This is a genomic window from Streptomyces pyxinicus, from assembly GCF_024753135.1.
Taxonomy (GTDB): domain Bacteria; phylum Actinomycetota; class Actinomycetes; order Streptomycetales; family Streptomycetaceae; genus Streptomyces; species Streptomyces pyxinicus.
The window spans coordinates 1-17,719 of the sequence record NZ_JANUGP010000052.1 but is presented as its reverse complement, the minus strand read 5'-3'; the positions used below and the strand labels follow the sequence as shown (position 1 = coordinate 17,719).

General features: G+C 71.2%; 17 protein-coding genes and 2 pseudogenes. 11 read left to right on the top strand and 8 right to left on the bottom strand.

The features are described from left to right. Window positions 1–12: 12 nt before the first annotated feature. The 4 genes from NX794_RS34865 (at window position 13) to NX794_RS34850 (ending at window position 3,453) form a co-directional block, all read left to right on the top strand. Complete coding sequence (locus tag NX794_RS34865) at window positions 13–930, top strand: F0F1 ATP synthase subunit gamma (RefSeq protein ID WP_258783720.1); 918 nt, start codon at window positions 13–15, stop codon at window positions 928–930. Further along, complete coding sequence (gene atpD, locus NX794_RS34860) at window positions 930–2,366, top strand: F0F1 ATP synthase subunit beta (protein WP_258783719.1); 1,437 nt, start codon at window positions 930–932, stop codon at window positions 2,364–2,366. Before NX794_RS34865 ends, atpD begins: the two co-directional genes overlap by 1 nt. A 111-nt stretch (window positions 2,367–2,477) precedes the next feature. Further along, window positions 2,478–2,852: a F0F1 ATP synthase subunit epsilon gene (locus NX794_RS34855; RefSeq protein WP_258783718.1), complete on the top strand. Its 375-nt coding sequence runs from the start codon at window positions 2,478–2,480 to the stop codon at window positions 2,850–2,852. Between the two features lie 154 nt (window positions 2,853–3,006). Continuing rightward, on the top strand, window positions 3,007–3,453 hold the full coding sequence (locus tag NX794_RS34850; protein WP_258783717.1) for a DUF2550 domain-containing protein: 447 nt from the start codon (window positions 3,007–3,009) through the stop codon (window positions 3,451–3,453). A 70-nt stretch (window positions 3,454–3,523) separates the two neighbouring features. On the opposite strand, the gene NX794_RS34845 is transcribed toward NX794_RS34850, so the two are convergent. Both NX794_RS34845 and NX794_RS34840 read right to left on the bottom strand, forming a co-directional pair. Continuing rightward, on the bottom strand, window positions 3,524–5,344 hold the full coding sequence (locus NX794_RS34845) for a glycoside hydrolase family 18 chitinase (RefSeq protein ID WP_258783716.1): 1,821 nt from the start codon (window positions 5,342–5,344) through the stop codon (window positions 3,524–3,526). Window positions 5,345–5,469: 125 nt separating this feature from the next. Next, window positions 5,470–6,107, bottom strand: a pseudogene (locus tag NX794_RS34840) (response regulator). A gap of 147 nt (window positions 6,108–6,254) precedes the next feature. Between NX794_RS34840 and NX794_RS34830 the strand changes: the two are divergent. After that, a pseudogene (locus NX794_RS34830) lies at window positions 6,255–6,488 on the top strand (IS982 family transposase); the annotation flags it as partial. Between the two features lie 20 nt (window positions 6,489–6,508). Here NX794_RS34830 and NX794_RS34825 read toward each other — a convergent pair. From NX794_RS34825 to NX794_RS34815, 3 genes are read right to left on the bottom strand one after another with little or no spacing between them, the layout of a single operon-like run. After that, window positions 6,509–7,081 carry a cob(I)yrinic acid a,c-diamide adenosyltransferase gene (locus NX794_RS34825; protein ID WP_258783715.1) on the bottom strand — a complete coding sequence of 191 codons (573 nt, stop codon included), beginning with the start codon at window positions 7,079–7,081 and terminating at the stop codon, window positions 6,509–6,511. Between the two features lie 13 nt (window positions 7,082–7,094). Next, window positions 7,095–7,844: an ABC transporter permease gene (locus tag NX794_RS34820; protein WP_258783714.1), complete on the bottom strand. Its 750-nt coding sequence runs from the start codon at window positions 7,842–7,844 to the stop codon at window positions 7,095–7,097. A gap of 17 nt (window positions 7,845–7,861) precedes the next feature. Next, window positions 7,862–8,644, bottom strand: a complete 783-nt coding sequence (locus NX794_RS34815; RefSeq protein WP_258783713.1) for an ABC transporter ATP-binding protein — start codon at window positions 8,642–8,644, stop codon at window positions 7,862–7,864. A gap of 79 nt (window positions 8,645–8,723) precedes the next feature. Here NX794_RS34815 and NX794_RS34810 point away from each other — a divergent pair, with 79 nt between their 5' ends. From NX794_RS34810 to NX794_RS34795, 4 genes are all read left to right on the top strand, one after another. After that, window positions 8,724–9,365: a TetR/AcrR family transcriptional regulator gene (locus tag NX794_RS34810; RefSeq protein WP_258783712.1), complete on the top strand. Its 642-nt coding sequence runs from the start codon at window positions 8,724–8,726 to the stop codon at window positions 9,363–9,365. Between the two features lie 123 nt (window positions 9,366–9,488). Further along, window positions 9,489–10,337, top strand: a complete 849-nt coding sequence (locus NX794_RS34805) for a 3-hydroxyacyl-CoA dehydrogenase family protein (protein WP_258783711.1) — start codon at window positions 9,489–9,491, stop codon at window positions 10,335–10,337. Window positions 10,338–10,551: 214 nt separating this feature from the next. Then, window positions 10,552–10,875, top strand: coding sequence for an STAS domain-containing protein (locus NX794_RS34800; protein ID WP_258783710.1), 324 nt, complete (start codon window positions 10,552–10,554; stop codon window positions 10,873–10,875). 230 nt (window positions 10,876–11,105) lie between these two features. Then, a complete protein-coding gene (locus tag NX794_RS34795; RefSeq protein ID WP_258783709.1) occupies window positions 11,106–13,664 on the top strand; it encodes an ATP-binding protein in 2,559 nt (852 codons plus the stop codon). A gap of 6 nt (window positions 13,665–13,670) precedes the next feature. Here NX794_RS34795 and nucS read toward each other — a convergent pair whose 3' ends face one another. Next, complete coding sequence (nucS, locus tag NX794_RS34790; RefSeq protein WP_258783708.1) at window positions 13,671–14,342, bottom strand: endonuclease NucS; 672 nt, start codon at window positions 14,340–14,342, stop codon at window positions 13,671–13,673. 277 nt (window positions 14,343–14,619) lie between these two features. Between nucS and NX794_RS34785 the strand changes: the two genes are divergently transcribed. After that, a complete protein-coding gene (locus NX794_RS34785; protein ID WP_258783707.1) occupies window positions 14,620–15,012 on the top strand; it encodes an SCO5389 family protein in 393 nt (130 codons plus the stop codon). Between the two features lie 118 nt (window positions 15,013–15,130). On the opposite strand, the gene NX794_RS34780 is transcribed toward NX794_RS34785, so the two are convergent. Beyond that, a complete protein-coding gene (locus NX794_RS34780) occupies window positions 15,131–16,159 on the bottom strand; it encodes an LLM class flavin-dependent oxidoreductase (RefSeq protein ID WP_258783706.1) in 1,029 nt (342 codons plus the stop codon). A gap of 223 nt (window positions 16,160–16,382) precedes the next feature. On the opposite strand from NX794_RS34780, the gene NX794_RS34775 reads away from it, so the two are divergent. Then, window positions 16,383–16,715 carry an ATP/GTP-binding protein gene (locus NX794_RS34775; protein WP_258783705.1) on the top strand — a complete coding sequence of 111 codons (333 nt, stop codon included), beginning with the start codon at window positions 16,383–16,385 and terminating at the stop codon, window positions 16,713–16,715. Window positions 16,716–16,737: 22 nt separating this feature from the next. Here the strand turns inward: NX794_RS34775 and NX794_RS34770 are convergent, their stop codons facing one another. Continuing rightward, window positions 16,738–17,622, bottom strand: coding sequence for an ABC transporter permease (locus NX794_RS34770; protein WP_258783704.1), 885 nt, complete (start codon window positions 17,620–17,622; stop codon window positions 16,738–16,740). Window positions 17,623–17,719 lie beyond the last annotated feature (97 nt).

Genomic DNA, 17,719 nt, shown 5'->3' with positions numbered 1-17,719 from the left:
AGGACCTGACTCATGGGAGCCCAGCTCCGGGTCTACAAGCGTCGCATCCGATCCGTCACCGCGACCAAGAAGATCACCAAGGCGATGGAGATGATCGCCGCCTCGCGCGTCGTCAAGGCGCAGCGCAAGGTGGCGGCCTCCACGCCGTACGCGCAGGAACTGACGCGTGCGGTCACGGCGGTCGGTACGGGTTCGAACACGAAGCACCCGCTCACCACGGAGACGGAGAACCCGACCCGTGCCGCGGTCCTGCTCCTCACGAGCGACCGCGGTCTGGCCGGCGCCTTCAACTCCAACGCGATCAAGGCGGCGGAGCAGCTGACCGCGCGCCTGGAGCGCGAGGGCAGGCAGGTCGACACGTACATCGTCGGCCGGCGCGGTGTGGCGCACTACAACTTCCGTGAGCGCGCGATCGCTCAGTCGTGGAGTGGCTTCACCGACGAGCCGACGTACGCGGACGCCAAGAAGGTCGCGGCGCCCCTGATCGAGGCGATCGAGAAGGACACGGCCGAGGGTGGTGTGGACGAACTCCACATCGTCTTCACCGAGTTCGTCTCGATGATGACGCAGACGGCGCTGGACGCCCGGCTGCTTCCGCTGCGCCTCGAAGAGGTCGCCGAGGAGGCGAAGCCGCAGGGCGAGATCCTCCCGCTGTTCGACTTCGAGCCCTCGGCGGAGGACGTCCTCGACGCCCTGCTGCCGCGCTACGTGGAGAGCCGCATCTACAACGCGCTGCTCCAGTCGGCCGCTTCGAAGCACGCCGCCACGCGGCGCGCGATGAAGTCGGCCACCGACAACGCGGGCGAGCTGATCAACACGCTCTCCCGTCTTGCCAACGCGGCCCGCCAGGCCGAAATCACCCAGGAAATCAGCGAGATCGTCGGTGGCGCCAGTGCCCTGGCCGACGCGACCGCGGGGAGTGACCGATAATGACCACCACTGTTGAGACCGCGACGGCCACGGGCCGCGTCGCCCGGGTCATCGGCCCGGTCGTCGACGTGGAGTTCCCCGTCGACGCGATGCCGGACATCTACAACGCCCTTCACGTCGAGGTGGCCGACCCGGCCAACGCCGGCGAGAAGAAGACGCTGACCCTGGAGGTCGCCCAGCACCTGGGTGACGGCCTGGTCCGCACCATCTCCATGCAGCCCACCGACGGTCTGGTCCGCCAGGCCGCGGTCACCGACACCGGCAACTCCATCACGGTGCCCGTCGGTGACTTCACCAAGGGCAAGGTGTTCAACACCCTCGGTGAGGTGCTGAACGTCGACGAGCAGTACACGGGCGAGCGCTGGGGCATCCACCGCAAGGCGCCGAACTTCGACGAGCTTGAGTCGAAGACCGAGATGTTCGAGACCGGCGTCAAGGTCATCGACCTGCTCACCCCGTACGTCAAGGGCGGCAAGATCGGCCTGTTCGGCGGTGCCGGCGTCGGCAAGACGGTGCTCATCCAGGAGATGATCTACCGCGTCGCCAACAACCACGACGGTGTCTCCGTGTTCGCCGGTGTCGGCGAGCGCACCCGTGAGGGCAACGACCTCATCGAGGAGATGTCCGACTCGGGCGTCATCGACAAGACCGCGCTGGTCTTCGGTCAGATGGACGAGCCCCCGGGCACCCGTCTGCGCGTCGCGCTGGCCGGCCTCACCATGGCCGAGTACTTCCGTGACGTCCAGAAGCAGGACGTGCTGTTCTTCATCGACAACATCTTCCGCTTCACGCAGGCCGGTTCCGAGGTCTCGACGCTGCTCGGCCGCATGCCCTCCGCGGTGGGCTACCAGCCGAACCTGGCCGACGAGATGGGTCTCCTCCAGGAGCGCATCACGTCGACCCGCGGTCACTCGATCACCTCGATGCAGGCGATCTACGTCCCCGCGGACGACCTGACCGACCCGGCCCCGGCCACCACCTTCGCCCACCTCGACGCGACGACGGTGCTCTCCCGTCCGATCTCGGAGAAGGGCATCTACCCGGCCGTGGACCCGCTGGACTCCACGTCCCGGATCCTGGACCCGCGTTACATCGCGGCGGATCACTACAACGCGGCCATGCGCGTGAAGACGATCCTCCAGAAGTACAAGGACCTCCAGGACATCATCGCGATCCTCGGTATCGACGAGCTGGGCGAGGAGGACAAGCTCGTCGTCCACCGTGCCCGTCGGGTGGAGCGCTTCCTGTCCCAGAACACCCACGTCGCCAAGCAGTTCACCGGCGTGGACGGTTCGGACGTGCCGCTCGACGAGTCGATCGCCGCGTTCAACTCGATCTGCGACGGCGAGTACGACCACTTCCCCGAGCAGGCGTTCTTCATGTGCGGTGGCCTGGAGGACCTCAAGGCCAACGCCAAGGAGCTGGGCGTCTCCTGAGCCTCGTGCTCACCGGAGGGGGCGGGGTGCGTCCCGCCCCCTCTCCCACGCCCACTAGAATTGACCCCAACACCCGGCACCCCTGCCGGGTGGTGACCCGAGGAGCCACTCTTGGCTGCTGAGCTGCACGTCGAGCTGGTCGCCGCCGACCGCCAGGTCTGGTCCGGCGAGGCCACCCTGGTCGTCGCGCGCACCACCTCCGGCGACATCGGCGTCATGCCCGGTCACCAGCCGCTGCTCGGTGTGCTGGAGTCGGGCCCGGTGACCATCCGTACGAGTGATGGTGGAACGGTCGTCGCCGCGGTGCACGGCGGTTTCGTCTCGTTCGCGGACAACAAGCTCTCCCTGCTGGCCGAGATCGCCGAGCTGTCGGACGAGATCGATGTCCAGCGCACGGAGCGGGAGCTGGAGCAGGCGAAGGCGGAGGGCGATGCCGCCGCCGAGCGCCGTGCGGATGTCCGACTGCGCGCTGCGACGGCGCGCTGAATTAGCCGCGCGGTACGTTGACGTCACTCAGCCGCGGCCGGCCCGGAGTAATCCGGTGCCGGTCGCGGCTGAGGCAGATGTGGGTGTTTTTTCCGTTTCATTACTCAGTGACAAGAGCAGTTCTACTGCCCGGGAGACGAGGAGGTCGGTGCCGATGGTCCTCGCTCTGACTGTGTGCGGAATCGTGGTCGCGCTCGTGGTGGCGGGACTGTTCCTGTTCGGGCTGCGGCGCCGGCTGATCCAGCGCTCCGGCGGCACCTTCGACTGTTCCCTGCGCTGGGACGTGGCCGAGAAACCGGACACCGGCGGCAAGGGCTGGAGCTACGGGGTCGCCCGCTACAACGGCGACCGCATCGAGTGGTACCGCGTCTTCTCCTACGGCTTCCGGCCCCGCCGGGTCCTGGAGCGCGCCCGGATCGAGGTGGCCGGCCGCCGGCTGCCGGAGGGCGAGGAGGAACTGGCGCTGCTGTCCGACGCGGTGGTCCTCGCCTGCACCCACCGGGACACCCGCCTCGAACTCGCCATGAGCGAAGACGCGCTGACCGGTTTCCTCGCGTGGCTGGAGGCAGCTCCGCCCGGACAGCGGGTGAATGTGGCGTAGCCACATTCACCCGCTGGGTGGGGGTCCCCCCGGACGAAGTCTGGGGGAGCGTCAATGTCGCCCAGTACTGCTAGAGGTTGCTGCTGATGGCGTTCACCAGTTCACCGTTGCTGGTGTCGCCGCTGAACTCCCAGAAGAACGCGCCGCCGAGGCCCTGGTCCTTGGCCCACGCCATCTTGCCGGCGATGGTGGCCGGGGTGTCGTAGGACCACCAGTTGCTGCCGCAGTGCGCGTAGGCGGTGCCCGCGACGGTGCCGGTGACCGGGCAGGACGACTTGAGGACCTTGTAGTCCTCGATGCCCTGCTCGTAGGTGCCGGCCGCCGGTCCGGTGGCCGTGCCGCCGGGGGCGTCCTGGGTGACGCCGGTCCAGCCGCGGCCGTAGAAGCCGATGCCGACGAGGAGCTTCTTGGCGGGGACGCCGATCGACTTGAACTTGGCTATCGCGTCGGCGGTGGTGAAGCCCGCCTTCGGGATGCCCGAGTACGAGGTGAGCGGGGAGTGCGGGGCGGTCGGGCCCTTCGCGTCCCAGGCGCCGAAGAAGTCGTACGTCATCACGTTGTACCAGTCGACGTACTGGGCGGCGCCCGCGTAGTCGGCGGCCTCGATCTTGCCGCCGGCCGAACCGTCGGCCGTGGTGGCGGCGGTGACCAGGTTGGTGGAGCCGAACTTGGCGCGCAGCGCGGCCATCACGTTCTTGTAGGCGGCGGCGCCGGAGGTGTCGCAGGTCAGGCCGCAGGCGTTCGGGTACTCCCAGTCGATGTCGATGCCGTCGAAGACATCGGCCCAGCGCGGGTCCTCGACCAGGTCGTAGCAGGACTGCGCGAAGGCGGCCGGGTTCTTGGCGGCGTCGGCGAAGCCGCCGGACCAGGTCCAGCCGCCGAAGGACCACAGCACCTTGAGGTTCGGGTACTTGGCCTTCAGCTCGCGCAGCTGGTTGAAGTTGCCGCGCAGCGGCTGGTCCCAGGTGTCGGCGACGCCGCTGACGGACTGGTCGGCGGTGAAGGCCTTGTCGTAGTCGGCGTAGGAGTCGCCGATCGCGCACTTGCCGCCGGTGACGTTGCCGAAGGCGTAGTTGATGTGCGTGATCTTGGCGGCGGAGCCGGACGTCACCAGGTTCTTGACGTTGTAGTTGCGGCCGTAGATGCCCCACTCGGTGAAGTAGCCGAGCTTGACCTTGTCGCCGGTGGGCGGGGGAGTGGTGCCGCCGCCGGTGGTGTGGACCTTGACCGCGGCGCTGACCGGGCCGGTCTGGTCGGCGGTGTCGCGGGCCTGCACGGTGTAGGAGTAGTCGGTGCCGGCGGTGAGGCCGGTGTCCGAGTACGACGTGGTGGTCACGGTGGCGACCTTGGCGCCGTCGCGCAGCACGTCGTAGTTCTTGACGCCCTTGTCGTCGGTGGCCGCGCCCCAGCTGAGCTTCACCGAGGTGTCGGTGACGCCGGAGGCGGTGGGGGTGCCGGGGGCGGAGGGTGCCGCGTCACCGGGGACCGTCGTGCCGTCGCAACTGTCGCCGTTGAGCTTGCAGTTGGAGGGGGAGCCGGAGCCGGAGCCGTTGAAGCCGAAGGAGACGGTGGCGCCGGGGGCGATGGTGCCGTTGTAGGACTTGTTCTTGGCGGTCCAGTGGGTGCCGGAGCTGGTCACGTCCGCGTCCCACGCGGAGGTGACGGAGGTCCCGGAGGGGAAGTCCCACTCGACGGTCCAGGAGCTGATCGAGCTGGTACCGGTGTTCTTGACGGTCCACTGGCCGCCGAAGCCGGTACCCCAGTCGCTCGTCTTGGTGAAGCCGGCTGTCGCGTTGCTCGCGGCCTGGGCGGGGCTCGCGAGACCGACCAGGCCGGCCAGGGGGAGCAACAGTGTCGCGAATCCTGCCGCGGCTCTGTGTCTGAAGCGCATGCTGCGCCTCCCTCTTTAGTGGGGATGTCAGGGGCGTGACTGAGCCTTCACGCCCACGGTGACCCGAGAGTAGAAAGGTCTGGACCATGGGTCAATAGGTCTGGACCATTCCTCCTCACGGGCTTCTAGATCCCCAATTCCCGCGCCAGCACGGCCGCTTGGACCCGGCTGCGCAGCCCCAGCTTGGCCGGCAGCCGACTGACGTGCGCCTTCACCGTGCCCTCCGCCATCTCCAGGCGCATCGCGATCTCGGCGTTGGACAGCCCCTCGCCGAGCCGGGCCGGCACCTCGCGCTCACGCCGGGTGAGCGGAGCCAGTACGGCGGGGTCGGGCCCCGGCTCCCGTACCGGACCCGCCGCGAACTCGGCGATCAGCCGCCGGGTGACGGCCGGTGCGACGATCCCCTCCCCGCGCGCCACCGTCCGCACCGCCGTGAGCAGGTCCCGCGCCTCGGCGCTCTTCAGCAGGAACCCGGCCGCGCCCGCCCGCAGCGCCCCGAACACGTACGCGTCCAGATCGAAGGTGGTCAGCACCAGCACGTTCGCGAGCCCCTCCGCCACCACCTCCCGGGCCGCCGACACCCCGTCCAGACGCGGCATCTGCACGTCCATCAGCACCAGGTCGGGCCGCAGCTCCCGGGCCGGCCGCACCGCCCGCTCGCCGTCCGCCGCCTCCCCGACCCCTCGATGTCGGGCGCGCTGCGCAGGATCAGCACGAGGCCGGCGCGCACGGCCGACTGGTCCTCGGCGACCAGGACCCGTATCGCGCGGCCTCCTTCGGTGAGCGGAAGGACGGCGTACACGGTCCACAGCGGTCCGTCCCTGCCGTCCCGGCCGGCCGTGAAGGTCCCGCCGAGCAGCGTGGCCCGCTCCCGCATCCCGGTCAGCCCGGCGCCGGAACCGGGGGCGCGCGGACCGTCACCCCACAGCCCGCAGAAGCCCTGCTCAAAACGGTGCGGCAGCTGATCGAGTCAGTCAACGACACCCTCAAGGGCCAGCTCGACCTGGAACAGCACGGCGGACGGACCACCGAAGGCGTCGGAGTCCGGGTGGCCCAGCGGATCCTGGCGATGACCTGCGCCATCTGGCACAACCGGACCACCGGCGCACCCATCACCAGATCACTGATCGCCTACGACCACTGAACCACATCGGAACTACTCATCTAGCGCTCCCCGCCCGGCACCCACAGCACGTCCCCCGTCTCCTTGTTCGCCATGCGGGCCAGGATGAAGAGGAGGTCCGAGAGGCGGTTGAGGTAGGTGGCGGTGAGGGGGTTCATGGTGTCGCCGTGGGTCTCCAGGGCCGCCCAGGTGGAGCGCTCGGCGCGGCGGGCGACCGTGCAGGCCTGGTGGAGCAGGGCCGCGCCCGGGGTGCCGCCGGGGAGGATGAAGGAGCGCAGCTTCTCCAGCCGCTCGTTGAAGCGGTCGCAGTCCGCCTCCAGCTTGTCGATGTAGAACTGCTCGACCCGCAGCGGCGGGTACTCCGGCTTCTCCACCACCGGCGTCGACAGGTCGGCGCCCACGTCGAACAGGTCGTTCTGGACGCGGGTGAGGACCGTGACGACCTCCGCGTCCAGCCCGCCCAGCGCGATCGCGGTGCCGATCACCGCGTTGGCCTCGTTGGCGTCGGCGTAGGCCGAGATCCGGAGGTCGGTCTTGGCGACCCGGCTCATGTCGCCGAGGTTGGTGGTGCCCTTGTCGCCGGTCCTGGTGTAGATGCGCGTCAGATTGACCATGCGGCCAGCGTAGTTACGCTCCGGCCGTCCGGAACACACGTGTGCCCACCGTCACCGCGAGCGCCGTGAAGGCGACGGCGACGAGAGAGCCGTACAGCATGTGCGCGCTCGTGTACCGGCCGACGTAGGCGTCGCGCACCGCGTCCACCAGGTAGCGGAACGGCACGAAGTGCGAGAGCACGTCCAGCCAGCCCGGTGCCAGGGTCATCGGCAGCATCAGCCCGGACAGCAGCATCGACGGCATCGACACCGCGTTGATCAGCGGCCCGAACTCCTGCGGGGTGCGGACCTTCATGCCGAGCGCGTACGACAGGGCGGCCAGGGACAGGGTGAGCAGGGCCACGAAGGCGAAGCCGATCAGGATGCCGGGGAGCGGGGCGCGCAGGCCCATCACCAGGGCGGCCAGCACCAGCAGCACCGCCTGGAAGACGAACACCGTGGCGTCGCGCAGCGCCCGGCCCAGCAGCAGGGCGAGCCGGCTGACCGGTGTCACCCGCATCCGCTCCACCACCCCCTGCCCCTTCTCCATGATGACCGTGAACCCGGCGAACAGGGCTCCGAACAAGCCGAGTTGGAGCAGCAGCCCGGGGACGAGCAGCTGCCAGGAGCTGCCGGTGCCGCCCAGCGGCAGGCCGGTGAGCAGCGGGCCGTAGAAGAGGAGATAGAGCAGCGGCGTCAGCACGCCGAAGAGCAGCGCGAAGCGGGATCGCAGGGACTGGCGCAGATAGCGGCCGTAGACGAGGGCGGTGTCGTGCAGAAACATCGTCGGTTCCGGTGTCCTTAGACGGAGGCGGGGGCGGCGTCGGCGGCGGGAGCGCGGCCGGTGACGGCGAGGAAGGTGTCCTGGAGGGTGGCGTGCGGCGAGCCGCCGTACTCGCGCTTCAGCGCGCTCGGCGTGCCCTCGGCCGCGACCACGCCCCGGTCCACGACGACCAGGCGGTCGGCGAGGGCGTCGGCCTCGTCCAGGTAGTGGGTGGTCAGGAAGACGGTCGTCCCGTGCTCGTCGCGCAACCGGCGGACCAGGTCCCACAGGTCGGCGCGGCTGCCGGGGTCGAGGCCGGTCGTCGGCTCGTCCAGGAAGAGCACCTTCGGGCGGTGGGTGAGCGCCATCGCGATGTCGAGGCGGCGGCGCTGTCCGCCGGAGAGCGCGCCCGTCCTGCGGTCCAGCAGATCGAGCAGAGACAGCTCCCGGGCCAGTTCGGCGGCCCGGGCCACCGCTTCCGCCTTCGACAGGCGGTACAGCCGGCCCTGCGTGACCAGCTCCTCCCGCGCGGTGATGTGGGGATCGACCCCGCCGGACTGGGCGACGTACCCGCAGACACGGCGTACCCCGGCCGGATCGCCGGCGAGGTCGTGCCCGGCCACGGTCGCCGCGCCGCCGGTGGGCGCGAGCAGGGTGGAGAGCATCCGCAGGGTGGTCGTCTTGCCGGCGCCGTTGGGGCCGAGGAGGCCCAGGATCTCGCCCTCCCGGACGGTCAGGTCGACGCGGCGCACCGCCTCGACGGGGCCGGACCTGGTGGAGAACGTGCGGGCGAGGCCCGCCGCACTGATGACTGCTGCCATGGCCCCAGAAAAACAGAGTCCATGCAATTTTGCGATCACCCCAAGTTTTCAGGGTCCCCAGCAAAGCTAGGATGCGGGTATGGCAGAAGGGCTCAGGGAGCGGAAGAAGCGGCAGACCCGGCAGTACATCTCCGATGTCGCCACGGGACTGTTCCTGGAGCGCGGCTTCGAGGCGGTCACGGTCGCCGAGATCGCCGCGGCGGCCGACGTCTCCGTCAACACCGTCTACAACTACTTCCCGGCCAAGGAAGACCTCTTCTTCGACCGCTCCGCCGGCGTGACCGACCGGCTCGCCCGCTGGATCCGCGGCCGGGACGCGGGGGAGTCCGCCGCCCGTGCCGTGCTGCGTGAACTGCGCGGCGAGGTCGAGGCCGTCTCGCCCCGGGTCGGCCTGATGGAGGGCTACGACCGCTTCATGCGCGTCATCCACGCGGCACCGGCGCTGCGCTCGCGGCTGTGGAGCCTGCAGCAGGAGATCCACGACAACGTGGCGGCGGCCCTGCGCGAGGAGACCGGCGCCGGCGCCGAGGACCCGCTGCCCGATCTGATCGCCGGTCAGGTCTGCTGGGTCCACGAGGCCGTCTTCGTCACCATCGGCCGTGAGATGGTCGCCGGCCGCAAACCGGCCGAAGTGTCACGAGAGGTACTCGCCCTGCTGGACGACATCGAGGACCTGTTGAGCGAAAAGGTCCTCAACTACGCCGTCCGTGGCGCACTCTGAGCCCCGCTGGTGTGATGTCCGTCAATGGGGACGTGACGCGCGTTACTTACCGGTCACAGGGCCGCTCCGGAGCGCTATGGTCCGCCGAGGAGGCAGACGTCAACAGTGTTTCGAGGAGTCGGAGTGGCACGGAAGCTCGCTGTCATCGGGGCCGGGCTCATGGGGTCCGGTATCGCCCAGGTCGCCGCGCAGGCGGGCTGGGAGGTCGTGCTGCGCGACGTCACCGACGAGGCGCTGAAGCGGGGTACGGACGGCATCAAGGCCTCGTACGACAAGTTCGTGAGCAAGGGGAAGCTGGCGGCCGAGGACGCCGGCGCCGCCCTCGGCCGCATCACCGCGACCACCGACCTGGACGCCGCCGCGGAGGCCGACATCGTGGTCGAGGCCGTCTTCGAGAAGCTGGAGGTCAAGCACGAGATCTTCCGCGCGCTCGACAAGATCGTGCGCGAGGACACCGTGCTCGCCTCCAACACCTCCGCCATCCCGATCACCAAGATCGCGGCGGCCACCGAGCGCCCGGAGCGCGTCGTCGGCGTGCACTTCTTCTCGCCGGTGCCGATGATGCGGCTCGTGGAGCTGGTCCGCGGCTACAAGACCAGTGACGAAGCCCTCGCCGCCGCACGGGAGTTCGCCGAGTCGGTCGGCAAGACCTGCATCGTCGTCAACCGCGACGTCGCCGGCTTCGTCACCACCCGGCTCATCTCCGCCCTCGTCGTGGAGGCCGTCAAGCTCTACGAGTCGGGCGTCGCCACCGCCGAGGACATCGACCTGGCCTGCAAGCTGGGCTTCGGCCACGCCATGGGCCCGCTCGCCACCACCGACCTCACCGGCGTGGACATCCTGCTGCACGCCGCCGGGAACATCTACACCGAGTCGCAGGACGAGAAGTTCGCCCCGCCGGAGCTGATGCGCCGGATGGTGGACGCCGGTGACATCGGGCGCAAGAGCGGGCAGGGCTTCTACACGTACTAGGCGCGTTCCGGGCGCGTACCGACGCACCCACCCGCGCGTACCGACGTACCCACCCAGGCGGTCCGTCCCCGGATTCACCCCTAGGAAGACCACTCCAAGGGGTGAATCCGGTATCGGTTCGCTCACAACCAGCAACCGTTCCGCCACTCACGCAGTCAGACGGTGCATTGGCACCGTCACCGGAGACGCCGACCGCACTCAACCGGGAGCGCATATGTACATCAGGGGCGACCACGCCGAGCTGGTCGTCGGGGGCCGCCTCGACGTCCGCAGCGCGGCGGACGCCCGTACGGCCCTGCACTCGGCGGTCGACCACGGCGTCGGCGACCTGGTGCTCGACCTGTCCGAACTGGACTCCTGGGACGCCACCGGCCTCGGCGTGATCATGGGTGCCCACCGGCGGGCCGGCCGCTGCGGGCGCCGGCTCGTGCTGCGCTGCGTGCCCGCCCAGATGCAGCGCCTGCTGGTCGCCACCCGGCTGCACCGCATCCTCGCCATCGAGGGCGGCATCGGCGTGGAGTCGCTGCCCCGGGTGTAGGCCGTCGTCCCGGCGCAACCACCTGGTCGGGAGCAATCCTCACAAGACCGTGATCTCTCGGACCGCACGGCACCCCGCCCTGTCGGAGATACTGACCGAAGGTTTAGGGTGCGGTCGCCCGCCGCCTCGCAACCCTCGACCGAGCGGGCCCGGACCAGAAGCGACTGCGCGGTGTGCGGCAGGCCGGGAGGGGCCGGATCACGCACGACGCTTTTGGGGGGCTTGAACCCATGGACCCGAACACCCCGGGACCCGACGAGCACGGCCAGGCACTCAGCCGCCGCCCGCCCCGGGAACCCCTCGCCGCCGACTTCGCCGCCAACGCGCCCGCCGTCGTCCGCACGGCCCGGGTCGTCACCGGTGACCTGCTGCTGACCGTCAACCCCGTGGACGGCAGCGAGATAGAGCCCTGTCCGCCCGCCGAACGCCCCGCCCGCCCGGGCCGGCTCACCGCCGCCGAGCGCGCCGAGGCCGAGCGCGCCGCCCGCCCCCCGGTGCCGCCCGGCCCCGCCCGCGCGGACCACTCCCTGCCGACGCCGGACCACTCCCCGCCGGCGCGTGACCAGCCCTTGCCGGCGCGGGACCACTCCCTGCTGGAGCGCCAGGACGAACGCGAGCGCCTGGTACGGCTGCTGGCCCGCGGCCGCACCGTACGGCTGACCGGCCCCGGCGGCTCCGGCCGCACCGCCCTGCTCGACCTGGTCGCCGAGGACTGCCGGGACCTCGCCCCCGACGGCGTGGTCCGGCTGAGCGGTTACCACCGCACCGCCGACGAGGTGCTGTCCGACCTCTGCCACGCCGTGTACGACGCCCCCGGTTACCGCCCGGACACCGCCGAACTGCACGCGCTCGTCGGGGAGATCGGCGCGGTCGTGGTCCTGGACGACCTGGAGTTCGGCGGCGCAGCCCTGGACGCGCTGCTGGACGCCACCCCCGAGTGCGCGTTCCTGCTGGCGGCCACCCCGGACGTGCCCGCGCCGTCCGCCGACTCGGACGTCGAGGAGGTCTACCTCGGCGGCCTCGACCGCGCGGCCGGCGTCGAGATCCTGGAGCGGACCGTAGGCCGGGTGCTCACCGAGGAGGAGGCCAACTGGGCCGGCGACCTCTGGTTCGAGTCCGAGGGGCTGCCGCTCCGGTTCGTCCAGGCCGGCGCCCTGCTCCGGCAGCGCGACCAACTGCGGGCCAGCACCGGCGCGGTGGACGAGTACGGCGTCTTCGAGGACGTACGCCCCTCCGACGTGCCCCCGGACCTCGCCGACGGGCCGGGGGAGGACGTCCCGCTGCCCTCCCTCGGCGAGGCCGCCGCCCCCGCCCCGCTGCTCGCCTCCCGGCTCAGCGGCTCCGCCCGGGCCGCCCTGCGCTTCGCGGTCGCCCTCGGCGGCGAGGTGCCCCACCAGGCGCATCTGCCGGCCCTGGTCGGCGACACGCACGCGGACGCCGCCCTCGGCGAGCTGGCGGCCTGCGGGCTGGTCTCCCCGGTCGGCGCCCGCTACCGCCTCGCGGCGGGCGTGCCGGCCCAGCTGGAGGCCGCCGGGTACGCCGACGACGCACCGGACCGGGCGCTCGCCGCCGCCCGGCACTACGCCTGGTGGGCCGGGCACCCCTCGGTCACCCCGGCGCGGGTCTGCCAGGAGGCCGACGCGGTGCTGGCCGCGCTGGCCGCCGTCGTGCCGCGGGCGGTGCCGCCGGCCGAGGGCGAGGAGACCCCCGCGGTACGGCTCGCCCGTACGGCCGCGCCCGCCTTCGCCGCCGGCCTGCACTGGACCGCCTGGGAGCGGGCCCTGCGCTCCGGCGCCGAGGCCTCCCGGGCCTCCGGTGAGGTTGCCGAACAGGCCTTCTTCCAGCACGAGTTGGGCGTCCTCGCGCTCTGCGGCGGGCAACTCGACCGGGCCCGTGCCGAGCTGGAGGCGTCCATCGGGCTGCGCGCGGCACTCGCGGACAAGCGGGGCGCGGTCGCCGGGCGGCGGGCACTGGCGCTGGTCGCCGACCGCTCGGGCGACGTGCCTCCCGTGCCCGCGGTGGCCGCCTGGACCGTGCCGGAGGTGCCGGACACGCGGCCCGAGGAACTGCCGCGGGTGCCGTACGGCCTCGCCGGCGACACGCTGGTCACCCGGCAGCCGACAGCCGATGGCGCGGCCGGCAAGCCCGTGGGCGGGTTCCGGCGACTGGCCCGGCGCAACCTGGTGGCGGCCGGCTCGGGCGCGCTGCTCGCGGTGGTGCTCGGCACGGTGGTGACGCTCGGCATGACCTCGAACGAGAACGCCGGCAAGGACCCGGCCGGCACGGTCGACGTCGACCCGTCCGCGACACAGGACGTGGACGACGGCGGCCTGGGGGCCGACCCGGGGGCCCCGGGCGGCGACACGGCCACCACGGGCACGGGCACGGGTTCGGGCGCGGGTGCCGGCACGGCCGTGGCCCGCCCCACGGCACCGGGCCCGGACGGCACCTACGGCACCACCGACGACCCGGTGCCACCGGTCACGGCGGGGCCGTCGAGCCACCCGGGCGGCACGAGCCGTCCGGGGAGCACGTCTCCGTCGCCGTCCAAGTCGTCGCCGTCCAAGCCGAGTTCACCGCATCCGACGAAGACCGGGCCGACGGACCCGCCGTCCGAGACTCCTACGACGCCCAGCACCCCGCCCTCGGGGAGCGGCTCCCCGACCGGTTCGACGGGCCCCTCCACGACGAACACGACGAACATGACGGATACGGCGAAGACGGCGAGCGGTCCGGTGGCGTCGAGCACCTCGGCGGCGTCGCCGGACGGCGCCGACCGTGTGATGTGACGGGGGTCAGAACAGGCGGAGCTTGTCGTCCTCGATGCCGCGCAGGGCGTTGTAGTCGAGGATCTGGCAGTGGATGCCGCGGTCGGTGGCGAGGACGCGGGCCTGGGGCTTGATCTCCTGGGCGGCGAAGACGCCGCGGACCGGGGCCAGGTGCGGGTCGCGGTTCAACAGGTCGAGGTAGCGGGTGAGTTGCTCGACGCCGTCGATCTCGCCGCGCCGCTTGATCTCCACCGCGACCGTCGCGCCGTCGGCGTCCCGGCACAGGATGTCCACCGGGCCGATGGCGGTCATGTACTCGCGGCGGACGAGGGTGTAGCCGTCGCCCAGTGTCTCGATGCGGTCGGCGAGCAGTTCCTGGAGGTGTGCCTCCACGCCGTCCTTGATCAGACCGGGGTCCACGCCCAGTTCGTGCGAGGAATCGTGGAGGATCTCCTCCATCGTGATGATCAGTTTCTCGCCCGCTTTGTTGACGACGGTCCACACGCCCGCTTCGTCGCCCGCACCCTCCTTCAGCGCGCAGGGCGGCGACATCCAGTTGAGGGGCTTGTAGGCCCGGTCGTCGGCGTGGATGGAGACGCTGCCGTCCGCCTTGACCAGGATCAGGCGGGGTGCCGAGGGCAGGTGGGCGGTGAGCCGGCCGGCGTAGTCGACCGAGCACCGGGCAATGACGAGACGCATGGTCGGCAACGCTACTCGACGCCCGTCGGTGCGCGCGATCCGCCCGTCCCGGACCCGGGTGATCGCCCCAATTGTCCCTGGAAGCTCTTGTTCCTCCCTGGCCGATTGTGGGCGTAACTCGACCGTTCCATATACGCATTCTGCTGGTGTGGTCACCGACCGTTGCTTAACGTAGTGAACGGGAGGTCGCGCCTCGTGTACTGAGTGTGTTCGAAATCGCGAACTTCCCTCATCTGTCCGGCAACCCCTGAGCCTCGGGGGTGCGAGAGGAGAACCCATGTCGCTCGACGTCTCACCGGCCCTACTCGAACAGGCCGAGCGAGGCGAGGTCGACGAAGCGGAATTCGTCGACTGCGTCCGGACCTCCCTGCCCTACGCGTGGGAGATGATCAGCTCCCTGGTGGCCCAGCTGAAGGTGGACGGCGGGCCCTTCGCCGACAACCAGACGCCCCCGCCGGACGAGCAGGCACGCGGTCAGCTGCTGCGTGCGCTCGCGAGTGACGCCATACGCGGCGCCCTGCAGCGGCACTTCGGTGTACGGCTGGCCTTCCAGAACTGCCACCGCGTGGCGGTGTTCCCGCTGGACGCCTCGGTGGACGAGACGCTGGCCCGCTTCACGTCGGTGCGCAATCAGTTGCTCAACCAGTCGCCGGAACTGCGGGACTGCTGACCCACGGCTTCGGTACGGCCCAGGTGCCGAGCCGCTCGCTTGCCGCTCCGTCCTCCGCGGGAGGTGCATCCAGTACAGGGGCGGCAAGCCCCCCAGGTGGCTTGCGCGCCGGGGCCTGTCAGCGCAACTGGGGCAGCACCTCGGCGCCGAGCCGCCGAAGGTTCTCCTCGGTGGCGGCCAGGTCGCCCGAGCCTTCCGTCAGGAGGGCGAAGCGGGAGATGCCGGTGCGCTCGGCTGTCGCCGCGAGGCGGTCGGCGGCCAGCCGGGGTGTGCCCACCGGGTGCAGCCCGCAGAGCAGTTCCGTGTAGGCGTACGGGTCGCGCATGGAGCGGGGCCGTCCGTCCACCGTCATATGGGCGCCCAGACCCTGCCGCAACCAGCCCGGCATCGCCTTCAGCAGCGTCTCGGCGGCGTCCGCGCGGCGGTCGGCGAGCTGGCAGACGCCGGCCGAGACATGGGCGGCGTCCGCGACCTCCTCGGCCGGCCGGCCCGCCGCGCGGGCCGAGCGCCGCCACAGGGCGACCATCTCGGCCTTCTCCTCGTCCCCGACGTGCATGCCGAGCAGCATGGGCAGCCCGCGCTCGGCGGCCAGCCGTACGCTCGCCGGCGAGGTGCAGGCGACCACCACCTCGGGACCCGGGGCCTCGCTCAGCACCTCCGACGGACGGGGGACGACCGGCACCTCGCGGAAGGAGAAGCGCTCACCGGAGGCCGCCACGGCCGGCTCGCGCAGCCAGCGCAGCAGCAGATCGAGTGACTCCGGGAACCCCTGTTCGTACGCCTCCAGGCCCGCGCCGAACACCTCCAGGTCGACCCAGGGGCCGCCCCGGCCGACCCCCAGCGAGAACCGCCCGCCGCTCGTCACGTGCAGCAGCGCGGCCTGCTCGCCGAGGGCGACCGGGTGGACCGTGGGCAGCACGCTGACCGCCGTGCCGACGCGGATGCGGCGGGTGCGGCCGAGCAGCAGGGCGGCCAGGGTGACCGCCGACGGGCAGGTGCCGTACGGCACGAAGTGGTGCTCGGCCAGCCAGACGGCGTCCAGCCCGGCTTCCTCGGAGACCTCGGCGGAGCGCACCGCCCGGTGCAGCGCCTCCCCCTGGCCCTGGCCCGGGAACTGGGCCGCCAGGACAAAACTTCCTACGCGCATCGCTCTTTTCCTGCTTCCTTGGCTCCGACCCGGAGCTCCCCCGACCGGCATAACCGTCTGACACGTGCCGAGGACACGGCCTGGCGACAGGATTTGCCGATTGTCTTCAGAATGCGGGCTGTTGGAGGGGGACTTGTACGGGTTGGCGCCGTACGCGTACCCCTCGCCGTGGCGCGTAGGCTGGGTTCAGCCGTGCTTCCTGTATAGCCCCGAGAGGTGTCCCGTGTCCCCGCGTCGCAACCGACCGAAGGCAGCCGGATCGTCGGGCCGCAGCGCCGAGGACGACAGCGCCGGGCGGTACGGCGGCTGGCAGTCCACGGAGAGCTGGCAGGGCGAGGCCTGGAGCGTGCGCCATGTCGCCGGCGCGAGCGCGGAGGGCAAGACCTACCGCTGCCCCGGCTGCGACCAGCTGATCCCCTCCGGCGTCCCGCACGTGGTCGCCTGGCCGGAACACGCGGGCGTGGACGACCGCCGGCACTGGCACAAGTCCTGCTGGAACGCGAAGGACCGCCGCACCACCCGGGTGCAGCGGTCCCGCAACGCGCCGAGGTTCTGAGAGGGCCGGCCGGGAGGGCCGGTCAGACGTCCCGGCTGTTCAGCAGGACGCAGGCCGCGGCGTAGGCGGCCGCGGTCAGGCCCAGCATGATCCAGAGGGAGTCCCAGCCGGAGGGGCCCGAGTCGCCGAGGGAGTTGGAGTAGAAGACGCCCATCTGGTTCGGGATCGAGTACTCGAACAGCCACTCGCGGAGCTTGTTCAGGGACTCGGTGACCATGAACAGCGCGAGCACCAGCGGGGCGAGGACCACGCCGATCATGATGGTGATGGCGCCCGCCGAGTGCCGGATGACCGAGCCGATGAGCAGCGAGAACAGACCGAGCAGGGCCAGGTAGAGGCTGACGCCGACGGTGGCCTTGAACCAGTCGCCGCCGGACGGCGTCCGGGCACCGGTGCCGCTCAGCATCGACGCCTGCACCATGGCCACGAAGGCGGACGCCACGAGGGTGACGACGAAGGCCAGGCCGAAGAACACGACCGCCTTGGCGGTGAGCACCCGGACCCGGCTCGGGCACGCGGTCATCGTCGTGCGGATCATGCCCGTGCCGTACTCCGAGGCCGTGGTCATGACGCCGAGCGTGATGACGCAGACGCTGCCGAGCAGCAGGCCGAAGACGCCGAAGGACAGCGGGTTCTCGCCGGACAGGGTCTCGGAGTCGGAGTTGGCCTGGATCAGCGCGCCGGTCAGCAGGCCGATGCCGATGACGAGCGCGACGAAGACACCGAGCGTCCACATCGTGGAGCGCACCGACTTGATCTTCGTCCACTCGGAGGCCACCGCGTGCCCGAGGTGGGCGCGGACGACCGGGATCGGCGAGGTGTAGCCGGGGTACGGCCCACCGGGCGCCGCCTGCCACTCGGGCGCTGCGGCGTGGGCCTGCGGCATGGGGGGCTGCTGGGTGCTCATCGGGCGTCGTCCTCGGGCTGGGTCGGAGCGGCGGGGGGGGGGGGGGGGGGGGGGGGGGGGGCGGGGGGGGGGGGGAGGGGCGGGGGGGGGGGGGGGG